The organism is Blautia sp. HCP3S3_H10_2 (assembly GCF_052122375.1).
In the GTDB taxonomy this organism is placed as follows: domain Bacteria; phylum Bacillota; class Clostridia; order Lachnospirales; family Lachnospiraceae; genus Blautia_A.
The window spans coordinates 243136-268652 of the sequence record NZ_JBQKCL010000005.1; the positions used below are offsets into that span (position 1 = coordinate 243136).

At 44.3% G+C, this 25517-nt stretch carries 25 protein-coding genes; 21 read left to right on the forward strand and 4 right to left on the reverse strand.

Annotated features, from left to right (window positions below; translation table 11 throughout):
- Nucleotides 1-6 precede the first annotated feature (6 nt).
- The 14 genes from ACTQWB_RS07625 to ACTQWB_RS07690 all read left to right on the forward strand — a co-directional run bounded on the left by ACTQWB_RS07625 (nucleotide 7) and on the right by ACTQWB_RS07690 (nucleotide 14083).
- Entirely contained in the window at nucleotides 7-315 is a 309-nt protein-coding gene (locus ACTQWB_RS07625; RefSeq protein WP_441039821.1) for a plasmid mobilization protein, read from the forward strand.
- 3 nt (nucleotides 316-318) lie between these two features.
- Nucleotides 319-1617 carry a relaxase/mobilization nuclease domain-containing protein gene (locus ACTQWB_RS07630; RefSeq protein WP_441039819.1) on the forward strand — a complete coding sequence of 433 codons (1299 nt, stop codon included), beginning with the start codon at nucleotides 319-321 and terminating at the stop codon, nucleotides 1615-1617.
- Nucleotides 1618-1622: 5 nt separating this feature from the next.
- Complete coding sequence (locus ACTQWB_RS07635) at nucleotides 1623-2480, forward strand: PcfB family protein (RefSeq protein ID WP_441039818.1); 858 nt, start codon at nucleotides 1623-1625, stop codon at nucleotides 2478-2480.
- Nucleotides 2481-2483: 3 nt separating this feature from the next.
- On the forward strand, nucleotides 2484-3422 hold the full coding sequence (locus ACTQWB_RS07640) for an ArdC-like ssDNA-binding domain-containing protein (protein ID WP_441039817.1): 939 nt from the start codon (nucleotides 2484-2486) through the stop codon (nucleotides 3420-3422).
- A gap of 96 nt (nucleotides 3423-3518) precedes the next feature.
- A complete protein-coding gene (locus ACTQWB_RS07645) occupies nucleotides 3519-4991 on the forward strand; it encodes an IS1182 family transposase (RefSeq protein ID WP_390427580.1) in 1473 nt (490 codons plus the stop codon).
- Between the two features lie 193 nt (nucleotides 4992-5184).
- Complete coding sequence (locus ACTQWB_RS07650; protein ID WP_441039813.1) at nucleotides 5185-5502, forward strand: hypothetical protein; 318 nt, start codon at nucleotides 5185-5187, stop codon at nucleotides 5500-5502.
- A gap of 30 nt (nucleotides 5503-5532) precedes the next feature.
- The gene (locus ACTQWB_RS07655) at nucleotides 5533-5784 is read left to right on the forward strand and encodes a DUF4314 domain-containing protein (protein ID WP_441055909.1); all 252 of its coding nucleotides are present in this window, start codon (nucleotides 5533-5535) and stop codon (nucleotides 5782-5784) included.
- A gap of 26 nt (nucleotides 5785-5810) precedes the next feature.
- On the forward strand, nucleotides 5811-7541 hold the full coding sequence (locus ACTQWB_RS07660; protein ID WP_441039829.1) for a VirD4-like conjugal transfer protein, CD1115 family: 1731 nt from the start codon (nucleotides 5811-5813) through the stop codon (nucleotides 7539-7541).
- A 14-nt stretch (nucleotides 7542-7555) separates the two neighbouring features.
- Nucleotides 7556-7915 (forward strand): glutamyl-tRNA amidotransferase, encoded by a 360-nt coding sequence (locus ACTQWB_RS07665; RefSeq protein ID WP_441039810.1) that lies wholly within the window; start codon nucleotides 7556-7558, stop codon nucleotides 7913-7915.
- 75 nt (nucleotides 7916-7990) lie between these two features.
- A complete protein-coding gene (locus tag ACTQWB_RS07670; protein ID WP_441039808.1) occupies nucleotides 7991-8830 on the forward strand; it encodes a hypothetical protein in 840 nt (279 codons plus the stop codon).
- A gap of 11 nt (nucleotides 8831-8841) precedes the next feature.
- Nucleotides 8842-9279: a DUF4313 domain-containing protein gene (locus ACTQWB_RS07675; RefSeq protein WP_441039806.1), complete on the forward strand. Its 438-nt coding sequence runs from the start codon at nucleotides 8842-8844 to the stop codon at nucleotides 9277-9279.
- An 8-nt stretch (nucleotides 9280-9287) separates the two neighbouring features.
- On the forward strand, nucleotides 9288-9722 hold the full coding sequence (locus tag ACTQWB_RS07680; RefSeq protein ID WP_441039804.1) for a PrgI family protein: 435 nt from the start codon (nucleotides 9288-9290) through the stop codon (nucleotides 9720-9722).
- The gene (locus ACTQWB_RS07685) at nucleotides 9715-12045 is read left to right on the forward strand and encodes a VirB4-like conjugal transfer ATPase, CD1110 family (protein ID WP_441039827.1); all 2331 of its coding nucleotides are present in this window, start codon (nucleotides 9715-9717) and stop codon (nucleotides 12043-12045) included. The genes ACTQWB_RS07680 and ACTQWB_RS07685 overlap by 8 nt, the downstream gene beginning before the upstream one ends.
- Before the next feature lie 31 nt (nucleotides 12046-12076).
- Nucleotides 12077-14083, forward strand: a complete 2007-nt coding sequence (locus ACTQWB_RS07690; RefSeq protein ID WP_441055907.1) for a lysozyme family protein — start codon at nucleotides 12077-12079, stop codon at nucleotides 14081-14083.
- 247 nt (nucleotides 14084-14330) lie between these two features.
- On the opposite strand, the gene ACTQWB_RS07695 is transcribed toward ACTQWB_RS07690, so the two are convergent.
- The 4 genes from ACTQWB_RS07695 to ACTQWB_RS07710 all read right to left on the reverse strand — a co-directional run bounded on the left by ACTQWB_RS07695 (nucleotide 14331) and on the right by ACTQWB_RS07710 (nucleotide 16853).
- Nucleotides 14331-14876, reverse strand: a complete 546-nt coding sequence (locus ACTQWB_RS07695; RefSeq protein ID WP_441038409.1) for a DUF3877 family protein — start codon at nucleotides 14874-14876, stop codon at nucleotides 14331-14333.
- A 115-nt stretch (nucleotides 14877-14991) separates the two neighbouring features.
- Nucleotides 14992-15366: an ArsR/SmtB family transcription factor gene (locus ACTQWB_RS07700; RefSeq protein ID WP_441038410.1), complete on the reverse strand. Its 375-nt coding sequence runs from the start codon at nucleotides 15364-15366 to the stop codon at nucleotides 14992-14994.
- A 103-nt stretch (nucleotides 15367-15469) separates the two neighbouring features.
- The gene (locus ACTQWB_RS07705; protein WP_441134510.1) at nucleotides 15470-16279 is read right to left on the reverse strand and encodes a helix-turn-helix transcriptional regulator; all 810 of its coding nucleotides are present in this window, start codon (nucleotides 16277-16279) and stop codon (nucleotides 15470-15472) included.
- A 199-nt stretch (nucleotides 16280-16478) separates the two neighbouring features.
- Nucleotides 16479-16853 carry an ArsR/SmtB family transcription factor gene (locus ACTQWB_RS07710; RefSeq protein ID WP_270339485.1) on the reverse strand — a complete coding sequence of 125 codons (375 nt, stop codon included), beginning with the start codon at nucleotides 16851-16853 and terminating at the stop codon, nucleotides 16479-16481.
- A gap of 167 nt (nucleotides 16854-17020) precedes the next feature.
- Here ACTQWB_RS07710 and ACTQWB_RS07715 point away from each other — a divergent pair, with 167 nt between their 5' ends.
- From ACTQWB_RS07715 to hflK (ACTQWB_RS07745), 7 genes are all read left to right on the forward strand, one after another.
- Nucleotides 17021-17239 carry a cation transporter gene (locus ACTQWB_RS07715; protein ID WP_270339486.1) on the forward strand — a complete coding sequence of 73 codons (219 nt, stop codon included), beginning with the start codon at nucleotides 17021-17023 and terminating at the stop codon, nucleotides 17237-17239.
- Nucleotides 17240-17382: 143 nt separating this feature from the next.
- Nucleotides 17383-19272 (forward strand): heavy metal translocating P-type ATPase, encoded by a 1890-nt coding sequence (locus ACTQWB_RS07720; protein ID WP_270339487.1) that lies wholly within the window; start codon nucleotides 17383-17385, stop codon nucleotides 19270-19272.
- A 30-nt stretch (nucleotides 19273-19302) separates the two neighbouring features.
- A complete protein-coding gene (locus ACTQWB_RS07725) occupies nucleotides 19303-19587 on the forward strand; it encodes an ArsR/SmtB family transcription factor (protein WP_270339489.1) in 285 nt (94 codons plus the stop codon).
- Nucleotides 19588-19717: 130 nt separating this feature from the next.
- Nucleotides 19718-21868: a peptidylprolyl isomerase gene (locus ACTQWB_RS07730; protein ID WP_441038412.1), complete on the forward strand. Its 2151-nt coding sequence runs from the start codon at nucleotides 19718-19720 to the stop codon at nucleotides 21866-21868.
- Nucleotides 21869-21877: 9 nt separating this feature from the next.
- Entirely contained in the window at nucleotides 21878-23416 is a 1539-nt protein-coding gene (gene hflK / locus ACTQWB_RS07735; RefSeq protein ID WP_441038413.1) for an FtsH protease activity modulator HflK, read from the forward strand.
- The gene (hflC, locus tag ACTQWB_RS07740; protein WP_441038414.1) at nucleotides 23413-24321 is read left to right on the forward strand and encodes a protease modulator HflC; all 909 of its coding nucleotides are present in this window, start codon (nucleotides 23413-23415) and stop codon (nucleotides 24319-24321) included. The genes hflK (ACTQWB_RS07735) and hflC overlap by 4 nt, the downstream gene beginning before the upstream one ends.
- Nucleotides 24318-25421 carry an FtsH protease activity modulator HflK gene (hflK, locus tag ACTQWB_RS07745; RefSeq protein ID WP_441038415.1) on the forward strand — a complete coding sequence of 368 codons (1104 nt, stop codon included), beginning with the start codon at nucleotides 24318-24320 and terminating at the stop codon, nucleotides 25419-25421. Before hflC ends, hflK (ACTQWB_RS07745) begins: the two co-directional genes overlap by 4 nt.
- Nucleotides 25422-25517 lie beyond the last annotated feature (96 nt).

Sequence of the window (25517 nt, forward strand, 5' to 3'; positions counted from 1 at the left end):
GAAGAGATGAGAAAAAGAAACCATGTGATACCAGTCCGCCTCAATGCAAAGGAGCTGCGTTTTCTGGAAGAACAGGTAGAAAAAAGCGGCCTGTCCCGCGAGGAATATATCCGTTCCATTGTCATGGGCGGTGAAGTCCGGGCAAGACCCTGTGAGCATCATACGGAGCTTTTACGGAAAGTATCCGGTCTGTGCAACAATGCCAACCAGCTTGCCCATGTAGCCAATGGCTGTGGGATGGCCGGGGAAGAGAGTATCCGGGAAATGCTCCGCATGACGAAAGAGACATGGAGGCTGGTCAAAGAGGAATGGTAGTCAATGGCATACACCAGTATCATCCCGGTCAGCCGTCTGGACAATTCCATCACTTACATCCGAAACAAGGATAAGACCACCAAGAAAGGGCAGAGTGCCGGCTCTCTGGAAGAAGCCATTGATTATGCCATGAACCGGGACAAGACGGAGCGTTCCGTTTTTGAGGATGCTATCGGCTGTGTCTGCGAAACTGCTTATCAAGATATGGTAGCTACAAAGAAACGATACCACAAGATGGACGGAGTACAGGGATACCATCTGGTGCAGAGCTTCGCCAAAGGGGAAGTTACCCCGGAACTGGCCCACCAGATCGGAATGGAGCTGGCAGAAAGACTCCTTCAGGGAAAATACGAAGCAGTCATCACCACCCATCTGAACACGGAGCATTACCACAACCACATCGTGTTTAATTCGGTGGGCATGGAAGATGGAAAAAAGTACCACAGCAACAGCTGGAGTTACTATGAGGATGTGCGGAAAGCTTCGGATGCCTTATGCCTGAAATACGGCTTATCTGTCATCGAGCCGAAAAACGGCAAAGGGAAATCCTACGCCCAGTGGATGGCAGAACAGGACGGAAAGCCGACCTGGAGAACCTCGATCCGTCTGGATATCCGGGATGCGGTGGCAGAGAGCTTCACCTGGAAACAATTTCTGGAACAGATGAAACAGAGGGGATACCAGTGGAAGCTGAACCGGAAATACATTGCATTAAAAGCACCGGGGATGGAACGGTATATCCGCTTGCGGAGCCTTGGGAAGCATTACTCGGAAGAGAGCATCCGGCAGTGGATCTTACAGCCAAAGAGCAGGACACCTGCTGGAAAAGAAAGAACTTCCCAAACCCCGAAAAAGAAGTTAAAAGGGATACAGGCCCTGTACTATTCCTATCTGTACCAGATGGGTGTCCTAAAGCAGAAGCCGAAAAGGATCTCCCCGGTGCTCCGGGCAGATATCCGAAAACTGGATGCCAGGATCGAGCAGATGGAATTCCTCCAGAAGCATCAGATCACCACCCGTGAAGAGCTGGTGGCATACCGAACCCCGTTGGAAGAACGGGTACAGGCACTTGCGAAAGAGCGGAAGCGGCTGTACCGGAGCGAGCCGGACAGTGCCAGAATCAGTCAGATCACCGAAGAACTGAAGCCACTTCGGAAGGATATCCGCATTTGTATCCGGATTGAACAGCAGTCCAAGGAGATGGAAGAGCGGATGCGTCTGGCAGAGCAGATCCAGAGACAGGCAGAACAGGAAGAAGAACAGACGGAGAAAAACAGACAACCGAGAACAGAAAGCAGGTGAATGATATGAATTATGGAGGCGATGCGGCGGACCAGATCGTCCGGTATTCCCTGGACGGCGTGGACCACGGGCTCAGGCTTTCGGGTACGCTGGCAAAGCATCTGGCGGTATTTGTTGCCGCCGTATTAAAAGACCAGAAGAAAACAAGGGGCAGAACCCGGATGGTACGGATGCTAAAGGAGAACAAGCCATTGAAGTTCTTTACTGTGCCATCCGACCGCCTGAGAGAATTCTGCAGTGAGGGCAGGAAACGGGGACTGCTCTATGTGATCATTCGGGATAAAAAGAACCCGGAGATGAGCGAGGTCATGGTCTTTGCGGATGACGCAGCCAAGGTCAACCGTGTCATGGATAAGATGAACCTGGATTTCGTAAGAAGCGAAGTCGGGGAAGCTGTCCATGAGGTAACCGAAGGAATGGAAGCACCGGAAACCGGAGCGGTACAGGAAACCGGAGCGGTACAGGAAACCGTACAGATGCCGGAGGGTGAAGTGCAGTTCGAGATCAGTGATCTGGATGAAGCATTCCAGGTCGGTGACATGGATTTTTCCGAAGGGGAAAAGAAACAGAACCATGATGGAAAGGAGTTTTCCGAACCGGAAAATTTTATCCCGGTGCAGGAAGAGGGGGAAGAGAATCTGTCCGGATCTTCCTTGCACAGCAGAAATATTTCTACCGGGCAGGAAAACGGGACTGATGGAGCAAGACAGAAGGAACAGGAACGTCCCAGTGTCCGCCGGGAGCTGGAGGACATCAAACGGGAGAAAGCAGAGGAATCCCAGAAGCGGAGCCGGGAAAAGAACCGTGGACCAAAGAAAACGCAGAAGAAAGCGAGAAATAAACGAAAGACGAAAGCGAGGTAGAAGATGGACCTGACAAAATTTTTAGGGCAGGACACCCAGGAAGTGTCCGCCCAGCGGTTATCCAAAGAAGAATATGCCGCACAGAAAAAGCAGGAGAGGGAAGAACTCTGGGGCATGATCGATGGAAAGGCACAGGAGGTCTTCCAGAATGGGGACTCCTTAAAAGGCTTCCTTGATTTTATGGGACAGTGCAAGCCGCAGAGGACAGACAACCTGTTCCTGCTCTACGCACAGAACCCGGAGATCCGGCAGGTCAAGACCTTCGAAAAATGGAAGGAAGAAGGCAAGGTCGTCAAGACCGGAAGTAAAGGATACAACTTTATTGTCGGTCAGGAATACGAAAAGGACGGCGTCATCCAGCAGGGATATTCCATCCAGAAAGCCTATGACATCAGCCAGATCCGCACCAAACAGCCGGAAGAGCCGGAGCCAAAACCGATGGACCAGCTGATGGAAGCTCTGCTGACCGACAGCGAGGTCAGAATCCAGATCGCAGACAACCTGCCGGATAAGGTGCAGGCACAGTACATTCCAAACAAGCGGACGATTTATGTCCGAAACGGCATGAGCGAAAATGCAACGTTCCATTCCATCAGCCGGGAACTGGCGTATGCATCCCTGGACCACCACGATGGAAGCTACAGCCGGGCAGGGGTATCAGCACAGGCTTATTGTGCGGCGTATGTGACAGCACAGAAATACGGTGTGGATGTCTCCGGCTTCTCCTTTGATAAGGTTTGCGAGATGCAGGCATTCGGACAGAAAGACCCTAAAGACTTACGTTCCTTTATCCAGGACGTAAAGAGTGCAGCATATTCTATTGGCAAACAGGTAGACCGTAACCTTGGCAAAAGCGAACAGGAATTTATGCCCGATGAATTTGCCGTCCCGGAGGAAAAAACAGAGAAACCAGCCAAGAACAAAAAGTCCCCGGAACGCTGATAAAAAAAGGGCACTGAAAAAGTCTGATTCCAAAAAAGAATTGGGCTTTTTTTAGTGGCCCTGTTATAATAGAATCATGAGGAAGGAGGTTCTGTCATGTTGAAAGATCATTCACAGTTACAACTATCATTATCACCCTATCAGGGAATTTACGATGCAGTCATTCCAGCGAATCATCTTTTGCGTAGAATTAAAGAAAACATAGATTTTAGCTTTGTAAATCCAATGCTTCGTAAACAGTATTGTGAAAATTTGGGGCGCCCGGCGAAGGAACCAGAGATGATGTTTAAACTACTTTTCCTGAAAAAACTGTACGATCTGTCCGATGAAGCACTGATTAGTAGTGCCCAAACAGATATGGCATATAAATTTTTCCTTGATCTGGATCCAGAAGCAAAAATGATAGATCCCAGTCTTCTGACAAAATTCAGAAAAACCCGCATTACGGAAGATATCCTAGAGGAAATGCTGAAAGAAACAATCCAGCAGGCTCTTGACAAAGGGCTGATCAAATCGGGTACTATTATTGTGGATTCCACCCACACAACGGCATCTGTCCGTGCGAAATCCCCCACACAAATCCTACGGGATATGAGTAAACAACTTCGGAAAGAGATTTATAAAAATGCTTTTGACTTATCAGAAAAATTTCCGGAGAAACCATCTTTGGAAGCAGGGTTGGACGAAGAGATCGCCTATACAAAGGAACTGCTTCAGGTTCTGGATGAAGGGATAGAATCTTGTGGAAACCAAAAGATACAGAAAATTTCTAAAAAGATGAAAGAGTTACTTGAAAACGAACAGATTAGAGAGATTCGCTCCAAAGATGATAAAGATGCACGGTTTGGTCACAAAACAGCGTCCAGTACGTTTTATGGGTATAAGAATCATCTTGCAATGACAGAAGAACGTCTGATTGCCGGGATAAGTGTAACAAATGGAGGAGCACCAGACGGACAGGAATTACCGCAATTGATAGAAGAAGCACAAAAAAATGGGATAAAAGTAACAGAAGTTATAGGGGATATGGCATATGTCAGCGATGATAATCTGGAAGCCTGTGGAAAAGAGATTGCACTGATTGCCCGAACGAATACAGCGGTAGCGGCCGCTGCAAATGGGAAACTTGAAGAAGGTTTCTGTTTCAATAAAGATGCAGGGATGTTGCAATGTCCTGCCGGAGAACTTTCTACACGTGTAGAAAAAAGGGCAGCCAAAAACGGAAACACCTATTTAAGATATATATTTAGCAAAGTTAAGTGCCGGAAATGTCCGCAAAGAGAAAATTGCCATGTAGGGAAATCAAATGCAAAAACACGAAGTTATAGCATCACGCAAGTAAGCGAGAAGAACTTGGAAAGGCTTAAATTTGAAGAAAGTGAATATTTCCAAGAGAGAATAAAGATCCGGCACAGGATAGAAGAAAAGAATGGAGAATTAAAAGAAGCCCACGGTTTGCGCAGAGCAGATTCAAGAGGGCTATTTGCTATGCATCTTCAAATGTATTTTACGGCATTTGCAGCAAATGTAAAACGAATTGTAAGATTAGAGGAATTGGCTATGGGGTAAACCATAGCGTTTTTTTGTAATATAATTAGAAATTACAAGAAAAATTATAAAAGAAGAACTCCCACCTTAAAAAAATGGGAGTTTTTCAGTGCCCTTATAAAAATGGGCTTTTCCGGCTCTTTTGCAGTAGCTTTCCGGGAGAAAGTGTGGTATGTTGTGGTTGAGAAAAAAGAGGAAAAAAGGAGGCTCGCCTATGACAAGAATGCGATATGTAAAGATGGACCGGATCATGAACCACATGCTGATCCATGCACTCCGGGAAGTGTTCCGGCAGGAAAAAGAACAGGGGCTTCCGGTGGATACCACACGGGATCTGGTTCTGAAACTGGCAGAGCAGGAAGAGGGAAAGCTCTACCTGACAGAAGCCGAACACAGCAAATCCGTGGAAGCCTTAAACCAGCTCCGGGACACATACCTGAAAAACGGACGCTATTCCGATGGGATCGACAGCGTCCTCTTAAAGATCATGAAATCCAGATACCGCCGCCCATGCCGTGGACGGGGAAGGTGAAGAAAGGATGTGGTACGAATATATAGAAATATGACACCAGAAAGAATAGAATCCATGCGGAGAAGATATCCATCGGGAACGGAAGTCACCCTGAACAGCATGGAGGGGGAAAGCCACATGCCACCCGGTTTAAAAGGTAAGGTGGATATGGTAGACGATGCAGGGCAGATCCACGTAAACTGGGAGAATGGAAGCAGCCTTGCCCTCGTTCCGGGAGTGGACAGCTTCCACATCACGGATCTGCCAAGAGCAGAGAGGCCAAAACAGCAGCGGTCCCGGTAACAGGAAGCCGGAAGTCAGACTGGGTGATCTGGCTTGCCGGACTGCCCGTCATCTGGTGGGCAGCGATTCTGATTGCGGATGCCATCCAGCCGGGAAGGAACCTTTTCGAGCTGATGGAGGTTCTCACCGAAAAGCTGAACCATCCGTTCCAGCTTCATTATACGGAATATACCATCAAGTCGGTGCTGGTCTGCACGTTACTTTACGCAGCCGGGATCGGCATTTTTTATTCCAGCCAGAAGAACTACCGCAGAGGGGAAGAGCATGGTTCCGCCAGATGGGGCGATGCACGGCAGATCTGTAAGAAATACAGCCAGAAGCCGTACTCCCAGAATATCCTGTTAACCCAGAACTTCCGCATCAGCCTGGACACCCACAAGCACCGAAGATGTTTGAACATCCTTGTGGTGGGTGGTTCCGGTGCAGGAAAATCCAGAGGCTTTGCCCTGCCGAACATCATGCAGTGCTGCTGTTCGATGGTCATCACCGACCCAAAAGCAGAACTGCTCCGAAAGACAGGCGGCCTGCTGGAAAAGAAGGGATATGAGGTGCGTGTCTTTGACCTCATCAATCCCGACACATCTTTTTGTTACAATCCATTCGAGTACGTCCACGATGACAAAGACGTGCTCCGTCTCATTTCCAATCTGATACAAAACACCACACCCAAAGGTTCCCAGTCTTCCGATCCTTTCTGGGAGAAGAGCGAGACCGCACTGCTTCAGGCACTGATGCTGTATCTGCTTCACGAAGCTCCGCCGGAAGAACAGAACTTCGCCATGATTATGGAGATGTTAGGTTCTGCCCAGGTAAAAGAAGAGGACGAGGACTACGAGTCCCCTCTGGATATTTTGTTTGACCGCCTAGAGATGCGGGACCCGGACAGCATTGCCGTGAAACAGTACCACATTTACAAGCAGGCGGCAGGAAAGACCGCCAAGTCCATCCTGATCAGTGTCGGTGTCCGTCTGGCAGCCTTCAACCTGCCGCAGATTGCCAAGCTGACCAATACCGATGAACTGGATCTTTCCAGCATGGGCGAAAAGAAAGTAGCCCTTTTCTGCTGTATCCCGGATGCAGATACGTCTTTGAACTATCTGGTAGGCATGATCTACAGCCAGCTTTTCCAGACGCTTTATTACATGGCAGACCGTGTGCATGGCGGTGCCCTTCCGGTTCCGGTCAACTGCATCATGGATGAGTTTCCAAACGTATCCCTGCCAAACGAGTTTGAGAAGATCCTGGCAACCTGCCGATCCCGTTCCATTTACTGCAGCATCATCATCCAGAACATGAGCCAGCTAAAAGCTCTGTTCAAGGACTCGTGGGAGAGTCTGGTAGGCAACTGCGATGAGTTTTTATACCTGGGCGGCAACGAAAAAGAGACACACAAATATGTATCAGAATTACTGGGAAAAGAGACCATTGACACAAACACCTACGGGCAGACCAAGGGAAAATCCGGCAGCTACTCCACCAACTTCCAGCAGAGCGGAAGGGAGCTGCTGCAGCCGGATGAAGTCCGCATGCTGGACAACCAGAATGCCCTTTTGTTTATCCGTGGGGAGCGTCCCATACTGGATGCCAAGTATGACCTGATGAAGCATCCAAACATCCGGTATACCGAGGACGGCGGTGCCGGCCCGTTCAATTATGCGAAAGCACCGCTGGCACATGACGATTTTACTTTTGACGAAACAAGATATAACGACTACGAACTGCTTCTGGATGAGGACATCATCGGGGAGCTTTTTTGATTGGAGGAATGCCGATGAATTTACTGAAAAATAAGAAACACACAGAAACCCAAAAAGAGACCACACCGCTGAAGATGAAGAGAGGGCAGAAGAAAATGTTTGCCCTGTATGCAGTCATGGTGCTGACTTTCTGCATCGGGGCGACCTGCGTTTACGCCGCAGGCGATCCGCTGGCGGTAGTCAATAACCTGTCCACGTTTATCTTTTCCCTGATCCGAGCCATTGGCCTGATCCTGCTGGGATTTGGTATTGTGCAGGTCGGCCTGTCCTTAAAGAGCCACGATCCAAGCCAGAGGGCAAATGGATTCCTGACACTGGCAGGCGGTATCATCATTACCTTTGCAAAAGAGATCCTGGACCTCATTATGGGTTAGGATCAGAGACCAGAAGGGGAGCCATGCGAAATGCTGGCTTCCCGCTCACTTTTGCAGGATGGGAGGTGAAAATGTTTGAGTGATAACTGGATCGTACAGAATCTAAATTCTGCCTTGCAGACCTGGAGCGATAAGCTGTCTGAGATCTGGACACTGCTGACGCAAAGCCCGGAGAATTTCAAGGGCGGTGCGATCTGGAGCGTGATGACGAACATTAACGGAGGGCTCCGAGCCATCGGGTACGGCCTGCTGGTGTTATTTTTTGCGGCAGGACTTGTGAAAACCTGTGGGAGCTTCACGGATATGAAAAAGCCGGAACACGTAGTGAAAGCCTTTATCCGTTTTGCACTGGCACAGGGAGCCGTCATGTCCGGCATGGAGCTTCTGACTGCGATCTTTTCCATTGTGCAGGGCATCGTGACAAACATCATGTCCCATTCCGGGATGGCAGGTGGAACCGTAACGGAACTGCCCTCGGAGATCGTGGACAAGATCGAAGCGGTGGGGATGTTGGAATCTATCCCTTTATGGATCGTAACCCTGTTGGGCAGCCTGCTGATTACGGTATTGTCATTTGTCATGATTCTGACTGTATACGGGAGAATGTTCAAGCTGTACATGTACACAGCCATCGCACCGATCCCACTGGCAACCTTTGCCGGGGAGCCGACCCAGTCCGTAGGAAAGAACTTTATCCGTTCCTACGCCGGGGTATGTCTGGAAGGAGCCATCATCGCACTGGCCTGCATCATCTTTTCGGTGTTTGCGGCAAGCCCGCCGGCCGTCGGAGATACCAGCCTGTCCGCTGTGACGATTGTCTGGAACTACATCGGGGAGCTGGTCTTTAACTTACTGGTACTGGTCGGGGCAGTGAAGGCATCTGACCGGATCGTAAAAGAAATTATGGGATTATAGGAGGCGAAAAAATGGAAGAACCAAAGACACTGAGCTACGACTGGCAGTATGGCCGGGAGGAATTATTTCTCCGGGTAGACAGTTACATGAACGATGACAATCTCTATATCGGGCTTTACCACATGGAAGATAGATGCCCGGAAAGCTTTGCAGACCTTACGGTAAACCTGCCCTTTGCTCCGCTGGGAGGTATCAATGAAGCCTATATCGACCACAATTTCAGCAAAGAAAAGCTTCGTTTTATAAAGCAGCATAAGCTGGGAACGATACAGTCGGATACCGCATCATCCGGTTACTGCATTTTCCAGAGGGTTGCATTCGACCTGAAAAAACTGGCAGAGCTTGATCCGGAAGGAACAAAAAGATTTATGGAAAGAAATGGCATCCAGCAAGGGGATGCACCAAAACAGAAAACAAAGAAAAAACAGAGATCACAAAGAGAAAGGTAGAAAATGACATGGAAGTGAAAATGAATAAAGAAATCCGAGACTATCAGGAGTCAATGTTCTGGGGCTTAAGTTTCCGGCAGTGCCTTTTTTCGGTACTGGCGATCCTGGCAGCCCTTGGGATTTATTTTCTCACCAGAAAGTATGCCGGGGAACAGGTAACCGGATGGCTGTGTGTGCTTGGGGCGGCTCCCTTTGCAGCCTGCGGCTTTTTTCGTTACCACGGCATGACGGCAGAACAGTTTGCATGGGCAGTCATCAAATCCGAACTGCTGTATCCGAAACGGCTGGTATTCAAATCAGAGAACCTGTACTTTTCCTGCATGGAAGAGAGCCTGCGGCTGGGGGAAAAAATGATGGGAAACGGAATGGAGCTTCTGGAGAAGAAGCGGACGAAACAGAAGAAACCAAAGAAGCGAAAAGGAAGGGGTGATGCCTTTGATTAAAACCCTGAGTCAGACACTGAAACAGGACAAAGAAAAATTTAAAGTACCGAGGTCTGTCCAGCAGGCGATCCCCATCCGTAAGATCTGGCCGGATGGGATTTTTCAGGTAGAGAATAAATTTTCCCGGACATTCCGGTTTACGGATATCAACTATTCCATTGCCAGCAAAGCGGACAAAACGGAAATGTTTCTGGATTATTCCGAGCTTTTAAATGCACTGGATTCCGGCTGTACGGCGAAGATCACCCTGAACAACCGCAAGATCAATAAGGAAGAGTTTGAGCAGTCCCTGCTGATTCCGATGAAAGGGGACGGGCTGGATGAATACCGGAAGGAGTACAACGACATGCTCCTGTCCAAGATCTCCGGTACCAACAACAGCATCTATCAGGAACGCTATCTGACCGTCAGCGTCCACAAGAAAAATATCGATGAAGCCAGAACCTATTTTGCCCGTGTGGGAACGGATATCATCACCCATTTGGCCAAGCTGTCCTCCATCGGGGAAGAACTGGATGCAGAGCAGAGGCTCCAGATCTTCCGGGACTTTTTCAAGGCAGATGTTCCGCAGAGCTTTCCATTTGACATGAAAGCCTTTGCAAAAAAGGGACACAGCTTCAAAGACTGGATCTGCCCGGACACGATGGAATTCCACAATGACCATTTCAAACTGGGTGAGCAGTACGGCAGAGTCCTTTTCATGGAAGATTATGCCAGCTATGTAAAGGATGAGATGATCTCCGAACTGTGCAGCCTTGGAAGAAACCTGATGCTGTCCATTGATATCATCCCCGTACCGACCGATGAAGCGGTGCGTGAGATCCAGAACCGACTGCTGGGCGTAGAGACCAACGTTACCAACTGGCAGAGACGCCAGAATGCAAACAATAACTTTTCTGCCGTGGTTCCCTATGATATGGAGCTGCAGAGAAAAGAGACCAAGGAGATGCTGGACGACCTGACCACCAGGGACCAGCGGATGATGTTCGGCATCCTGACAATGGTACATATGGCAGACAGCAAGAAACAACTGGACTCCGACACGGAAACCCTGTATTCCATTGCAAGAAAGCACCTCTGCCAGATGGCAACCCTGAAATGGCAACAGGTCGATGGACTGAATACCGTCCTGCCGTATGGCCTGCGGAAAATCGATGCCGTGCGAACCCTTACCACAGAGTCCACTGCCGTCCTCATTCCGTTCCATACCCAGGAGATCATGCAGCCGGGCGGCATCTATTATGGGCAGAATGCAGTCAGCAAAAATATGCTGGTGGCAGACCGAAGGAAGTTGTTAAACGGCAACTCGTTCCGACTGGGTGTCAGCGGCTCTGGCAAGAGCTTCTCGGCAAAAGAGGAAATCGTAGACCTTGCCCTTTCCACAGAAGATGACATCCTCATCCTCGATCCGGAGTCAGAGTTTGCTTCTCTTGTGGAAGCCTTAAACGGAGAGGTTATCCGGATCTCGGCAACCTCGGATACCCATCTGAATGCACTGGACATGGACTCTGCCTATGGCAATGACCGAAACCCTCTGATTGAGAAGTCGGAATTTATCCTGTCCCTGTTTGAGCAGCTTGTCGGAGCCGGAAACCTTTCGGCAAAGGAGAAATCCATCCTCGACCGCTGCACTGCCGATGTGTACCGGGATTATATGAGGGGCGGTTACAAAGGGCAGGTGCCGACCTTGAAGGATTTATACCGACAGCTCATGCTTCAGCCGGAGGAAGAAGCCAGAGGGCTGGCCCTGTCTTCGGAACTGTTTATCAATGGCAGTCTGAACACCTTTGCCCAGGAAACCAATGTCAACACGAAGAGCCGTATCATCGACTATGACATCCGGGAGCTGGGCGAACAGCTGATGCCCCTTGGCATGCTGGTCACGCTGGATTCGATTTTCAACCGTGTGATCCAGAACTGGAAGAAGGAAAAAACGACATGGATCTTTGCAGATGAGTTTTATCTGCTGTTCCGTTACGAATACAGTGCGGACTTTTTCTACCGTCTGTACAAGCGTATCCGTAAGTATTCCGGATTTGTAACCGGGCTTACCCAGAACGTAGAGGAACTTCTGAAATCTGATACGGCCCGTCTGATGCTGGCAAACAGTGAATTCCTGATTCTTTTGAATCAGGCCACCACCGACCGGGACGAGCTGGCGGCACTTCTGAATATTTCAGACAACCAGTTATCCTACATCACCAATGTGGGTGCCGGACATGGACTGATCCGCTGTTCCGGGAATCTGGTGCCGTTTGAAAATTCGTTTCCAAGAAATACAAAACTGTACCGCCTGATGACGACCAAGCCGGGCGAAGCGTAAGAGCGGTACAAGCCGGGACTGGAGGTGAGAGATGAAGGATATCAAAACCAAAGAAGTCACAACAAAACCAAAGACCAAAAATCCTGCCTCCAGAATCCCCAAGGAGCTGATGCGGACGGCAATACTGGAGAGCAAGGAAAAATCCCAGACCATCGCAAATGCCAGGGACAATGATATGGGAGAACAATCCCCATCCGAATATGCCAGTGGGAAAGTCACATCCGCAGAGGAATGGGCTGCAAGAAAGACAGGCAGAACCGTAACCGGAGCCGGAAAGACAGCAGCACAGACTTCCTACGAGAAGATCAAACAGAGAGCCGCTGGCAAAAAAGAAGCAGAAAAAGAAGCGGAGAAAGAAGCCGCCAGAGGAACAGGGGACACGCAGGCTGCCGATTCTGCCAGCAGAGACACACCCAGGCAGAAGAGCCGGGAACAGGCGGCTGCAAACGGGAAAATCAAAAGTCGGGAAGCTCAGGAAGCACAGATCCGGGAAGTACAGATCCAGAAAGCCCAGCGGCAAAAGGCGGTTTCAGATGCCGTCAAAACAAAAGAACAGAAGATCCGTGCAGCCAGGGAGACACCGAGAATCCAGAACGGGCAGGAGATAGCAGAAATGAAGCAGTTCTCCATCCGAGAACAGAGCCGGAAGAAGGACGCAAAAGATACAGTAAGGCAGACCGCCATCCGACAGAAACAGCCGGAAACCATTCGGATCAAGGAAAAACCAAGGAAACAGCCGGAGCCAAAAACCATGCAGAAGCGTACCATTAAGACAGCTCCCCAGTCTGCGAAGATCAGCGTCCAGCCAGAGCAGAAAATCCGGGCAGCCAGTTCCAATGCCCTGACCGTCCGGATGCAGAAGCAGATGGAACGAAGGGCAGCGAAACAGGCAGCCAAGAAAGCAGCCATGCAGACTTCCGAGGGAGTCCGCCGGATACAGAAAACGGCAAGGGCAGGGGAGAATACCTTCAAGGCAGCCAGGGCCGCCGTGGAAGCGGCAGCGAAAACCGTACAGTCCATGGTGGCTGCACTGGGAGCCGCCGGAGCAGTGATCGTTCTTTTATTGGTCATCATAGTCGGAATCATAGGCGGTGCGGCGTTCTCTGGAAGCTCAGAGAGCAACGAAGCACTCAGCCAGGAAGTCCTTTCCTACACTGCAACCATCCAGAAATATGCCAACCAATATGGAATCCCCGAATACGTTTCCGTGATACAGGCGATCATGATGCAGGAATCCGGCGGCCGGGGAACCGATCCCATGCAGAGCAGTGAGTGCCCATACAACACCCGGTACTCTAACAGCCCCAATGCCATCCAGGATGCAGATTATTCCATACAGGTAGGAATCCAGTATTATGCGGACTGCCTGAAGGAAGCCGGATGCACCAGTCCACAGGATATGGATAAGCTGAAACTGTCCCTGCAAGGATATAACTACGGCAACGGATACATAACGTGGGCAATACGGAAGTATGGCGGCTACAGTGCAGAAAATGCCCTGCAGTTTTCTAATGAGCAGGCAGCTTCGCATGGGTGGAGTGCTTATGGAGATCCAGAGTACGTTCCACATGTCCTGCGGTATTATTCCAGTGGTGGCTTGTTTGCCGGCCTGTTTGGAGGTAACGGCCAGATCGTATCCGTGGCACTTACCCAGCTTGGAAACGAAGGAGGCCAGAAGTTCTGGTCGTGGTATGGATTTGACAGTCATGTGGCATGGTGCGCCTGCTTTGCCAGCTGGTGTGGAGATCAGACCGGACTGATCGAGAGCGGCAAGATGCCGAAGTTTTCCCTGTGCGATGATGGAATTGCTTGGTTCCAGAGTAAGGGAAAATGGAAGAGCCGGGGATACTCGCCAGCACCTGGAACCCTGATCTTTTTTGACTGGAATGGGGACGGAACCTCAGACCATGTGGGAATCGTGGAGAAAACAGAGGAAAATGTCATTTATACAGTAGAAGGAAACACCAGCAATATGGTTGCCCAGAGAAATTATAATATAAATGACAATACAATTATGGGTTATGGGCTGATTAATTGATAGCCATATTATAAGATTTCTTTGCTTAAAACCAAATTTCCAGACAAAGCATTATTATATGCCTGTCTGGAAAAGGGGAGATATCTATATAAATCTGCTATAACAGAATTGTTGTTAGACGATGCCGTTTAAAAAATTGGGTACCCGGAGGTTTAAACGGCATCTTTTGAACTTGCAGGGATAAGAATAAAATAATAATGTGGTAAAAATATGGGAAATCAGAAAATAGATAGATATTTCATAAATTTCAAAATCCAAAATCCGCATAATCTGCCGGAAGAAATCTGTGATATATGACATGGCATCCTTCGTCTTTAAAGCAGTAATAATAAGGATCATCTCTGTCAATAAACATAATAAGGACATCAAATTCGCCATTATCCATTTCTTTTACAATGCAGTTGCTGTCCCATTTTCTAAAAAAAGTAATAACACTGTTGAGCGTTGTAGTTTCTTCTTGCAACAGCCCTACAAGTTCAAATATAAATACATTTTCTCCCTTGTTCTGATGGACGTATTCCGATGCCTCCGGTGCAAGATAAAAACAGAAGCGGTCACCTTCGTGAGAGAATCTGATAATTCCGAACCTGTTGGCTACAAAAGCAGGAAAATTATTAAGCCTCTTTTCCATGTTATCTGCAGAATCACTGCTGTTGAAAAAATGATTTAATGAGCCAAGCGGATAATATAACTGGATTGCCTCTTTTCTGTATCCAAGTTTGGCCTGTTCTTCTAAAATGACATCAATTAAATTTTGTTCTAATTTTTGATATGACTGATTTTGATTATACATCTTTTTCCTCCCAATTATGTGATTACTATTTTGACTATAGTTGTTCAATTATTCAACTATTAAGCGGTAAAGTAAGGGATATGCTGCATATAAAATATATACAACATAATCCCTGTCATCGGGGTTGTTCACATACATGAATCATGCCTTCGTTAAAAATTGATTTTACATGTTCATCAGCCAGAGAATAGTAAACAACTCTTCCTGCCTTTCGATATTTAACCAAATTTGATTGTTTTAAGATACGCAATTGATGAGAGACTGAGGATTTAGACATTCCAAGTAATACGGAAATATCGCATACGCACATTTCTGCCTGCATTAATGCATATAATATTTTTACTCTTGTAGAGTCGCTGAAAATTTTAAAAGTATCTGCTAAATCTAAAAACTTATCTTCGTCCCCCATATTTTGACGGACTGCTGAAACAACATTTTCGTGAATGCTGGAACAATCACACCTGTCGATATCTGGATAATATTTATTCATGATAAAACCTCTTTGTATTAAGTTGAATAGTTGTTCAACTATTAGCGATAATACCATCTGAAGTAGAAGATGTCAATGACTGTTTAAAGAGTCTGAATGATATTTACCTTTTCCGATATTCAGATGGCGATACATGAAATATTTCTTTAAAAGCAATAGAAAATTTACTTTGGCTTTCGTATCCAACACATTTGGCAATCTGGGAGACACTGTCATTTGTTTCTTTAAGCAATCTGGCAGCTTCTTTAAATCTATGTTCTTTCATATGTGCGGCAATGGAACCACCATATACTGCCTTGAATACCTCTTTTAATGTTGAGGTATTGACAAGAAACTGTTTGGATAATTGGTCGATTGTGATTCGTTCTCCAAGGTTCTGCATCATATATTCATGTATTTTTTTGATCAGTTCCGTTTGCTCGGACGGATAGGAGGAAGGTGTTTTTGCATGGGAATCAGGGAGTGTGCTTAGGTATAAAAAAAGTTCCAGAACTTTTAACTTGCATATATCGTTCTGGATTTTAGAAGATATTTTATCAATACCGAAAAAAAGATGTCCGATCTGCTCATTTCCTGAAAAGACAGAGAAATTTTTATCATAGCAAAGATCAGTAATCCAGGACAGATCAGAAATACCTTTTTTTAATGAATATTCAGAAAGTGTATGTTCCAGATATTCTGGAGCTATGAACAGGGAGATACCTTTGTAGTAACCTAAAGGAAAACAAAGAGTAGAGTGTACACAGTTATCCATACGATGAACAGACAGATCCCCGCTGCCAAGATAAATATGGCTGGAATGCTCCAGTTCCCATTCTAAACGTCCATATTGACAAAAATCAATCTGGATCAGAGCTTCATATGCCGGATGATATCCGGAAAGACTGGTTGCCCGGAAAGTAAAAAAAGTCATAAAACATCCGGGGAAGAGTGGAAGAATGGTTGCTTTTCCTGTGCCATTTATTTTGGATTGAAAATTTATTTTTTGTGGAAAGATATCTGTATTTAAAGATGATTTTCCTACAATCCTTATATTTCCATATGGAATATCCTGTAATTCCTGTGAAATTAAATTCTGATCATATACAGCCATAAATTGAAACCTCTTTTCTTTAGCGTGTATTGGATGGACAGGTTATTTCAAGTGTTTTTTCAATACTCAGATGCAGCAGGCGGCTCTGTTCTGTATCGGATGCTTTATAGCAGACTTCCTTTCCATTTCGCCGGCTGGTTACAAGACCGTTTGATTTTAAAAGACGCAGATGATGAGATACCGCCGGGCTTGTCATACCCATCAATGTAGAAATATTGAGGACACATTCTTCACAGTGACATAGCAGCCAGAAGATACGTAAACGGCTGGTGTCTCCGAGAAGTTTAAAGATATCGGCAGCAGCTCCAAAGTTTTCTGCATTAGAAAGCTGAGGAAGAAGTTCTTCCACATTTTTTTCCTCATGGTTATGGGGTAAATGAAATTCAGATGTCATAATCAGGCTCCTTTTCTTTTGAGATTGTTCCATTTGGAAGATGTTTGGTTCTGTTTGGAAGAAGAAAACCAAAGTGTGTTGACACTCCTTTATGATGCGATTATACTACAATCATAACAAATAAACAAGTGCTTAATACTTGAATAAAAGAAAGGAGTTTTCTATTTATGAAGAAAACATATAAGATTGAAGTAGACTGTGCAAACTGTGCAAACCTGATGGAAGATGCAGCAAAGAAAACTGCCGGAGTTGCAAATGCAACGGTTAATTTTATGACACAGAAAATGATCGTAGAATTTGAAGAAGGGCAGGAACCGAAAACAGTTATGGCAAGTGTTGTGAAAGCCTGCAAAAAAGTAGAACCTGACTGTGAAGTGTTTATCTGATAGATAAAAGTTTCCCTTGTTCCTGAAAGTTAATAAAGACTATAAAACCAAATCGCCCCGGAATAGGATATATTTTGGGGCGTATATTTCAAATAATATATGAAAAAATAATCATATGTTCAATAAAAAGGTGGGACAACATTATGACAAAAAAACAGAAAACTATGCTGATCAGAATTTTAATAGCCACAGCAATGTTAATCGGACTTTCATTGGCTCCGATTAGTGGCTTGCCGAGGATGGCACTTTATATGGCCACATATCTGATCATTGGATATGACATTTTAAGAAAAGCGATAAAAGGAATCATTAATGGACAGATCTTTGATGAAAACTTTCTGATGGCAGTGGCAACGGTAGGTGCGATCGCACTGGCTATTTATGAAAAAAGCGGTGATTATAATGAAGCGATTGCTGTTATGTTATTTTATCAGATCGGTGAATTGTTTCAGAGCTATGCCGTTGGAAAAAGCCGTCGCAACATCAGTGCGCTGATGGATATCCGTCCGGATTATGCGAATATTGAAAAAGACGGAAAACTGGAAAAAGTAGATCCGGATGAAGTGGAAATTGGCAGTATTATTGTTGTCCAGCCGGGCGAAAAAGTTCCGCTGGATGGAATCATAACAGAGGGAAATTCTTCACTGAATACCAGCGCTCTGACGGGTGAAAGCCTCCCAAGAGAAGCAAATATCGGAGATGAAGTGATCAGTGGATGTATCAATATGACGGGTGTCCTTAAGATTCGAACAACAAAAGAGTTTGGAGAATCTACCGTATCAAAGATTCTGGAGCTTGTAGAAAATTCCAGTTCCAGAAAATCAAAATCAGAAGATTTTATTTCAAAATTTGCAAAGGTATATACCCCTGCAGTTTGTATCGCAGCACTGGCACTGGCAATTTTACCGCCGGTTGTTCGAAGTCTGTTCATGGGACTTCCGGCACAATGGGGTTCCTGGATTTACAGAGCATTAACCTTCCTTGTAATTAGCTGTCCATGTGCGCTTGTAATCAGCATTCCGTTAAGTTTCTTTGCCGGAATTGGTGGTGCAAGCCATGAAGGAATCCTGGTAAAAGGTTCTAATTATCTGGAAACTCTGTCAAAAACAAAGGTTGTAGTATTTGATAAGACAGGTACTTTGACACAGGGTGTATTTGAAGTAAACGGCGTTCATCATAACACAATGGAAGAAGCAAAGCTTCTGGAGTATGCAGCACTGGCAGAAAGCTCTTCTTCCCATCCGATCAGCAAGAGTCTGCAGCGCGCATATGGAAAAGAAATTGACAGGAACCGTGTCAGTGATATACAGGAAATCAGCGGTCATGGTATTCTGGCAAAGGTAGATGGAACATCTGTTGCAGCCGGAAACAGCAAATTGATGAAAAAACTGGGTATTTCTTATTCAGACTGCCATAGTGTAGGTACCATAATCCACATTGCAGTAAATGGAAGTTATGCTGGTCACATTGTAATTTCGGATGTGGAAAAACCACATGCAAAAGATGCGATTAAGGCTCTGAAAAAAGCAGGTGTTGAAAAGACAATCATGCTTACCGGAGATGCAAAACGAGTGGCAGATCAGGTGGCTGCAAATCTTGGGGTTGATGAAGTACACAGTGAACTTCTGCCAGGAGACAAAGTTGACGAAGTTGAGAAAATTCTGGAATCCAGAAAAGGAACAAAGGGAAAGGTTGCATTTGTTGGTGATGGCATCAACGATGCTCCGGTACTTTCCAGAGCCGACATAGGAGTTGCAATGGGAGCAATGGGAAGTGATGCTGCCATTGAGGCTGCAGATGTTGTTTTAATGGATGATGATCCGATCAAGATCGCAAAAGCAATCAGAATTTCAAGAAAATGTCTTGGAATCGTATATCAGAACATTGTTTTTGCTTTAGTAGTAAAATTTGCCTGCCTGATTCTTGGCGCATTAGGTATTGCGAATATGTGGTTTGCGATTTTTGCAGATGTGGGAGTAATGGTTCTTGCAATTTTAAATGCAATCAGAACCTTACATGTTAAGAATTTGTAGAATATATTGGATAACTGGGGGATTTCATATTTGAATGAAAATGAACTGTATTCTGTAGCAGAACTGTTTAAAATTTTTGGAAATACTTCACGAATCAGGATTTTACTTGCCCTCCACGAAAAAGAAACATGTGTAAATTGTCTTGCCAAAGAACTAGATATGTCAGAATCATCCGTATCGCATCAGTTAAATATTCTAAAAGCACACCGCTTAATAAAGAGGAGACGGGAAGGAAAACTGATATTTTACAGTCTTGCAGATAAACATGTTCGCCTGATTATTGATACAGGTCTGGAACATATATGTGAATTATAGAATATATGGTGATCCGACAAAGGGAGTGGCAGCGCAGGCTGCCACTTTTTCTGTAAATCCCCATAATTTTCCCATAACTTTTCTTTATACTGTGCCTGCAAAATATTTAGGCATTTCAGGAGAATGTAAAATGGCAGAAAATGACAAAATACCGCGGGTACAGGATGATGAAAATGAACTGGAACAAAAGGGAAAGGATGGTGATCTGAATAACGAGATAGAATCAGAAACAGTGCTGTCGGACTTTTTACATGCTATGGGATTTAAAAATACGAAAAAGGAGAAAAAAACTAAAGATAAGCAGGAAGAAGTGCCGGGGCATGGTGAAATGATGGAATCCGTCGAGGAGGAAGAGTCAGAACCAGAACATGAGGTAATGGTTGTACCAGAACGACGTACCAGAAGGAGATGGCCACTGGGGGTATTTGGAGCAATGGCTCTGGGCGGGGCGGCACTGGGCATATATCACAGCCTGCCAGTGTTACAGGAGCCAAAGCCACCGGCTCCGGATGTTGTCGCAACTTATAATGAGCAGAAAATAACAATAGAAGAACTAAAAAATTTTATTGCCGTAGAAGGTGCAAAAGAAAGAGAGCATATGCTATGCCCAACACATGGTTATGACCATTCAAAGTGTGATGCAACGGAAGAGTGCGAAGTACATCCTGTAGATTCATTAGAAGGATATCAGGAAATGGTATCTAAAATGGCTTCTGAACAAATGATTTTAAACTGGGCCAAAGAAAAGGGAATCACTGGCAGGGAAGAAGTTCAGCATAATATGGAAGATCTGTTGAACGATGCAACAGTTGAACAGTATATGTCGCAGCTTCATGAAGAAAATGTATCTCCTGAGTCAATTTCCAAGACAGAAGTTCAGCAGTACTATTCAGAAAATCAGGATAAATTCAAAGGAAAAAGCCTGGATGAGTCAGAAGAAGAAATCAGAAAGACACTTGCCTCTGAAAAAGATGGAAGTTTTTTTGAAACATACTTTGAGGAGTTGAAAAAAACATCAGGATTACAGGTGAATTATGACGTATTGGAAGTTAATACACCAACAAAAGAAGAAATCTCTGATTACTATGAACAGAATAAAGAAAAATATCAAACGTCTGCTTCTGCGGATTACAGCGAAATAAAAATTGCGGACGGAAAGATGGATACTGCTACAGAAGCAGTAAGAAAAATACGTTCCGGAGAAAGTCTCGAAAATATAGCAGGTTCTTTTGGCAAAGATAAGAAGGTATTCAAAAATTCGATAGACCTGTCTTCGGATACAGAACTGGGAAAAACAATTGCCACTATGAAAGAAGGTGAAATCAGCGAACCGATAGAAAATGAAGATGGAAGTATTAGTATCATAAAAGTAAATCAGAAAAAAGAAGGAGGGGTAAAAAAATTATCCGAGGTAACAAAAGAAATTGAGAACATTTTGTTACAGGAAAATATAGATAAAGAATATACAACAAGAAAAAATGACACTTTATTTGTGGTTCACAGCAGACGTTATACACTGGGTGACTTTTATAAAGAATTTCAGGAATTATCAGAAGAATATCGTTCCAAATTTTCTACTTTTGAGGAAAAAAAGAAACTGGTAGAACAGATGATTGCCAAAGAATTGTTATTGGAAAAAAGTACTGATGGTGCGGATGATGGAGAAAACAGCCACAGTTTTGAAGAACTTCAGGTTCAGTATCTTTATCAGGTGATGCACCAGGAAACAGTAGATACAAATCTGGATGAACCTACAGAGGAAGAGATCAAACAGTATTACGAAGAGAATAAAGAATCTCTGGTGACACCGGCCTCTGTAGAGCTGAGTCTGATCTGGATCAGTCAGGGAGAAAATGGCGAAAAGAAAGGGCAGGCAAAGACTTCTGCCGAAGAAGCATATGGGTTATTAAAAGAAGGTAAAGATTTTGCTGAAGTGGCAAAACAATATTCTGAAGATACTTCAGCTGAGAATGGTGGACAGATAACGGGCCAAATCTACAAAAATCATTTGGCTGAACCACTTGCTGAAGCAGCGTTTTCTTTAAATGAAAATGAATTCAGTAATGTGATCGAATACCAGAATGCTTTTTATATTTTGCTGGTAAGAAGCAAATCTGCAGAAGAGTTAAAACCATTAGAGGAACTGTCAGATGCAATAAAAAGTCATTTAAATGAACAGGCACATGATAAACTCTCAGAAGAGTTATCACAACAGATCCTAAATGATGCGGATCTAAAGATTTATGACAGAACCCTGAAAAAGATGCTAACAGAGACATAGGAGTAATTAATGATGGGAAGAAAAGAAAAAACAATTTTAGTGACAATCATTGCAAATATCATTTTGATTATCCTGAGATTCTTTCTCGCAGATATTTCGGGGAGTATTGGTCTTGCGGCAAATGCATACCATTCTTTCACCGATTTATTTGTAACAAGTGTTGTATTTGCAGGACTTATGATTGCAAGATTCTGTGGAGAAAAAGCAAGAAATATATCAAGAAAAATGGAACATATCCTGGCAATTTTTGTATCAATATTCATTTTTTATATGGGAATTGAGATTTTATCTGATGCACTCAGTGGAGAACAGACAGAATTAAAATATGTTCCGTTTGTTGCAGCCGGAGCTTTTGTCGGTGTTGTGATTAATTATTTTATGGCACGGTACAAGATTTATGTTGGCGAGCAGACCGGATCGGAAAGTCTTAAAGCAGATGGATACCATTCCAAAATGGATATGTATTGTGGGATTGCCGTGTTAGTGGGCGTAGTTGGTTCTTTGTTTGGAATGCCGGATCTGGATAAACTGGCAGCTATTGTAGCAATGGTTCTTCTGATGATTTCCGGATATGAAATTTTAACCGAAAATATTCGGGCATTGATGCACCCGGATGCGGTGGAAGAACATGGACATCATAATCATGGATTTCATGAAAATAAAAAGATGGCAGCAGGTATGTGTGCTGTAATGCTCATTTCATATTTGTTATCTGGAATCTATACCATAAAACTGGATGAGGAAGGTGTAGTCAGAAGATTTGGAAGAATTACCAGGGATGTTTCACCTGGCATTCATTACAGACTACCCAGTCCAATTGAAGAAGTTTCAATCGTAAATACAGGTGAAGTTCAGAGAGTTGAAACAGGCGTTCAGGAACTGCTTACAGGAGATACCAATCTGGTAAATATAAATTTATCAGTGCATTATCGAATTAATGATGCAACGGCATATTTACTAAATGTGAATAATATAGATACCCTGATACAGTCAGCTGCGTCAACAAGTATTCGCCAGATTGTCGGAACCAGTAAAATAGATGATATTTTAACAGATGGTAAAGAACAGATGGAAACTGCTGCCAGGAATTCACTCAGTCAGACATTAAACAAGAGTGACTCAGGAATCGAGATTGTGAATGTTCAGCTTATCCAGGCTGATCCACCTGAAAGTGTATTATCCAGTTTTCAGGATCTTGCGACTGCAAGGCAGGATAAGAGCATTTACATAAATGAAGCACTGTCTTATAAAAATACGATAGTACCACAGGCAAATGCTGATGCATATAAGATTGTGTCAGAGGCTGAAAGTTATAAAGAAGATAAAATTCAGACAGCCAAAGGAGATGCTGCTTTATTTGCCCAAAAAGAAAATGCGTACTCTAAATCGAAAAAAGTAACAAAGTTCCGTTTATATCTGGAAGCGATGGAAAAAGTACTTCCGGATGCACAGAAACTTCTGCTTGGTGCGGATGTAAATGTGAATAATGCAGAACTTTGGATTGGAAATAATACAAATTCAGGAAACCAGGAGGATAATGCAAATTGAGAAAAATACCTAAACAAGTAGTAATCGGAACGGGGCTTATAGCAATTCTTTTTGTGGCAACTTTAATGGTATATAAAGTGGATGTAACTGAATATGCAGTTGTAACGCAATTCGGAAATCCTGTAAATGTAAGTGAAAATCCTGGACTGAAAGTAAAACTTCCAGATCCGGTTCAGTCTGTGCAGAAGCTGGATAAGAGAGTTCAGGTATATCAGACTAATTCCATAGAACTTCTGACATTAGATAAGAAAAGCGTGTCATTAGATTATTATGGAGCATGGAAAATAACAGATCCTGTTTTGTATCTGAAAACGGTGAAAGATCAGATCGGAGCAGAAGCCAGACTTACAGATGTTTTCTCTTCCAGTCTGGGTGTCCAGCTTGGCAAGTACAATCTGGACCAGCTGGTAAATACCAATGCAGAAGAACTGCAGCTTGATACGGTGATAACAGATGCTGTTACCTATGCCAAAGAAAAAGCAGCAGAATATGGCATTGAAGTTGTGGATGCACAGATTCGTGTATTAAATTTTCCAGAAGCCAACAAGCAGAGTGTTTATGACAGAATGAGTGCTGAACGTGAGCAGATGGCGCAGAAATACAGAGCAGAAGGAAGTGAAGAGGCAGCTAAAATACGTGCTGATGCAGAAAAAGAACAAAAGCTGATTCTTGCGGAGGCATATCAGCAGGAACAGCAGATTAAAGGTGAAGGTGATGCGGAGGCCATTCGGATTTATGGAGAAGCATACCAAAAAGATCCTGAGTTTTATGAATTTATCCGTACACTGGAAACTTATGAGAAAACAATAGATGGTAACACAACACTGATTTTGCCGTCAACAGCAGAGATACTAAAATATTTAAGTGGAAGCACAGATGGGGCGGAAGGAGAGAATGCTGAATGAAAATACCATTAAAAAGAATAAAATCCACCTCAAAAAGTGATGAAACACAAAAACCTGAGAAAAAGAGATTCTGCTCCAGATTAAAGAAAATTAAAATGCCGCATGAAAATGAAGTGGTAAAAGATCTTAAGGGTGCATTCGGACATATTAATCCTAAAAAGATAATTGGTATTATGGGGATTTCTATTGTCGCAATCTATTTTCTGACAGGAATTTATATAGTAAATCCAGGTGAACAGGCTGTTGTAAGAAGATTTGGCAGTATCAGCAGCCAGTCTGTAGGAGAAGGTCTGCATTACAGGCTTCCATGGCCAATAGATGAAGTACAGAAGGTTAATGTCTCAGAAGTTCGAAGAGCAGATGTTGGAATGTCACTGCCGGAACATATTCACCAGCCAGATGAAGAACCACAGGCGATTCAGCTTTTAACAGGAGATGAAAATATTATAACGACACAGGCAATTGTTCATTATAAAGTCAGTGATGCAGCAAAATTTCTTTATAATGTAAATGGAAATAATGAACAGCTGGTAAGATACAGTGTCGAGGCAGCACTTGTCAGGCTGATGGCAAATACAGCGGTTGATGATATTTTAAGTACAGAAAAGACTGCTGCACAGAATGAGATACTGAAATTTGCACAGGAAGAACTGAACAGGTATGATACGGGAATTCAGATCACAGCATTTAATATTCAGGAAATTGTACCGCCGGATACAGTATCAGCAGCATTTCTGGATGTAACAACTGCAAAAGAAGAAAAAGAAACAGCTATCAATGAAGCAAATGGATATTATAACAGTCTGATTCCTCAGGCCAGAGCGGACGCAAGTGCATTGATATCTAATGCGGAAGCATATAAAGAAGAACAGATTGCAAAAGCAACTGGTGATACTGAGAAGTTTTTAAGTATGCTGACAGAATATAAAAATAATTCAAAAATATATTCGGAAGATACAACGAAATACAGACTTTTACTGGAAACAATGGATAAAATACTTCCACTTGTGAAAATGTATATTGTCGATTCAGCGGATGGAAATGTAGATCTGAAATTATATGATTCTGCATTATCCGGGAATATTTCTGTGACAGAATAAAATAGAGAAACAGTGCATTTGGCAAAAAAACGAATTATAAATGCACTGTTTTTCGAGTGTTAATGAATGGGTGTGAAAAATGGAAAAAAGGTTTTT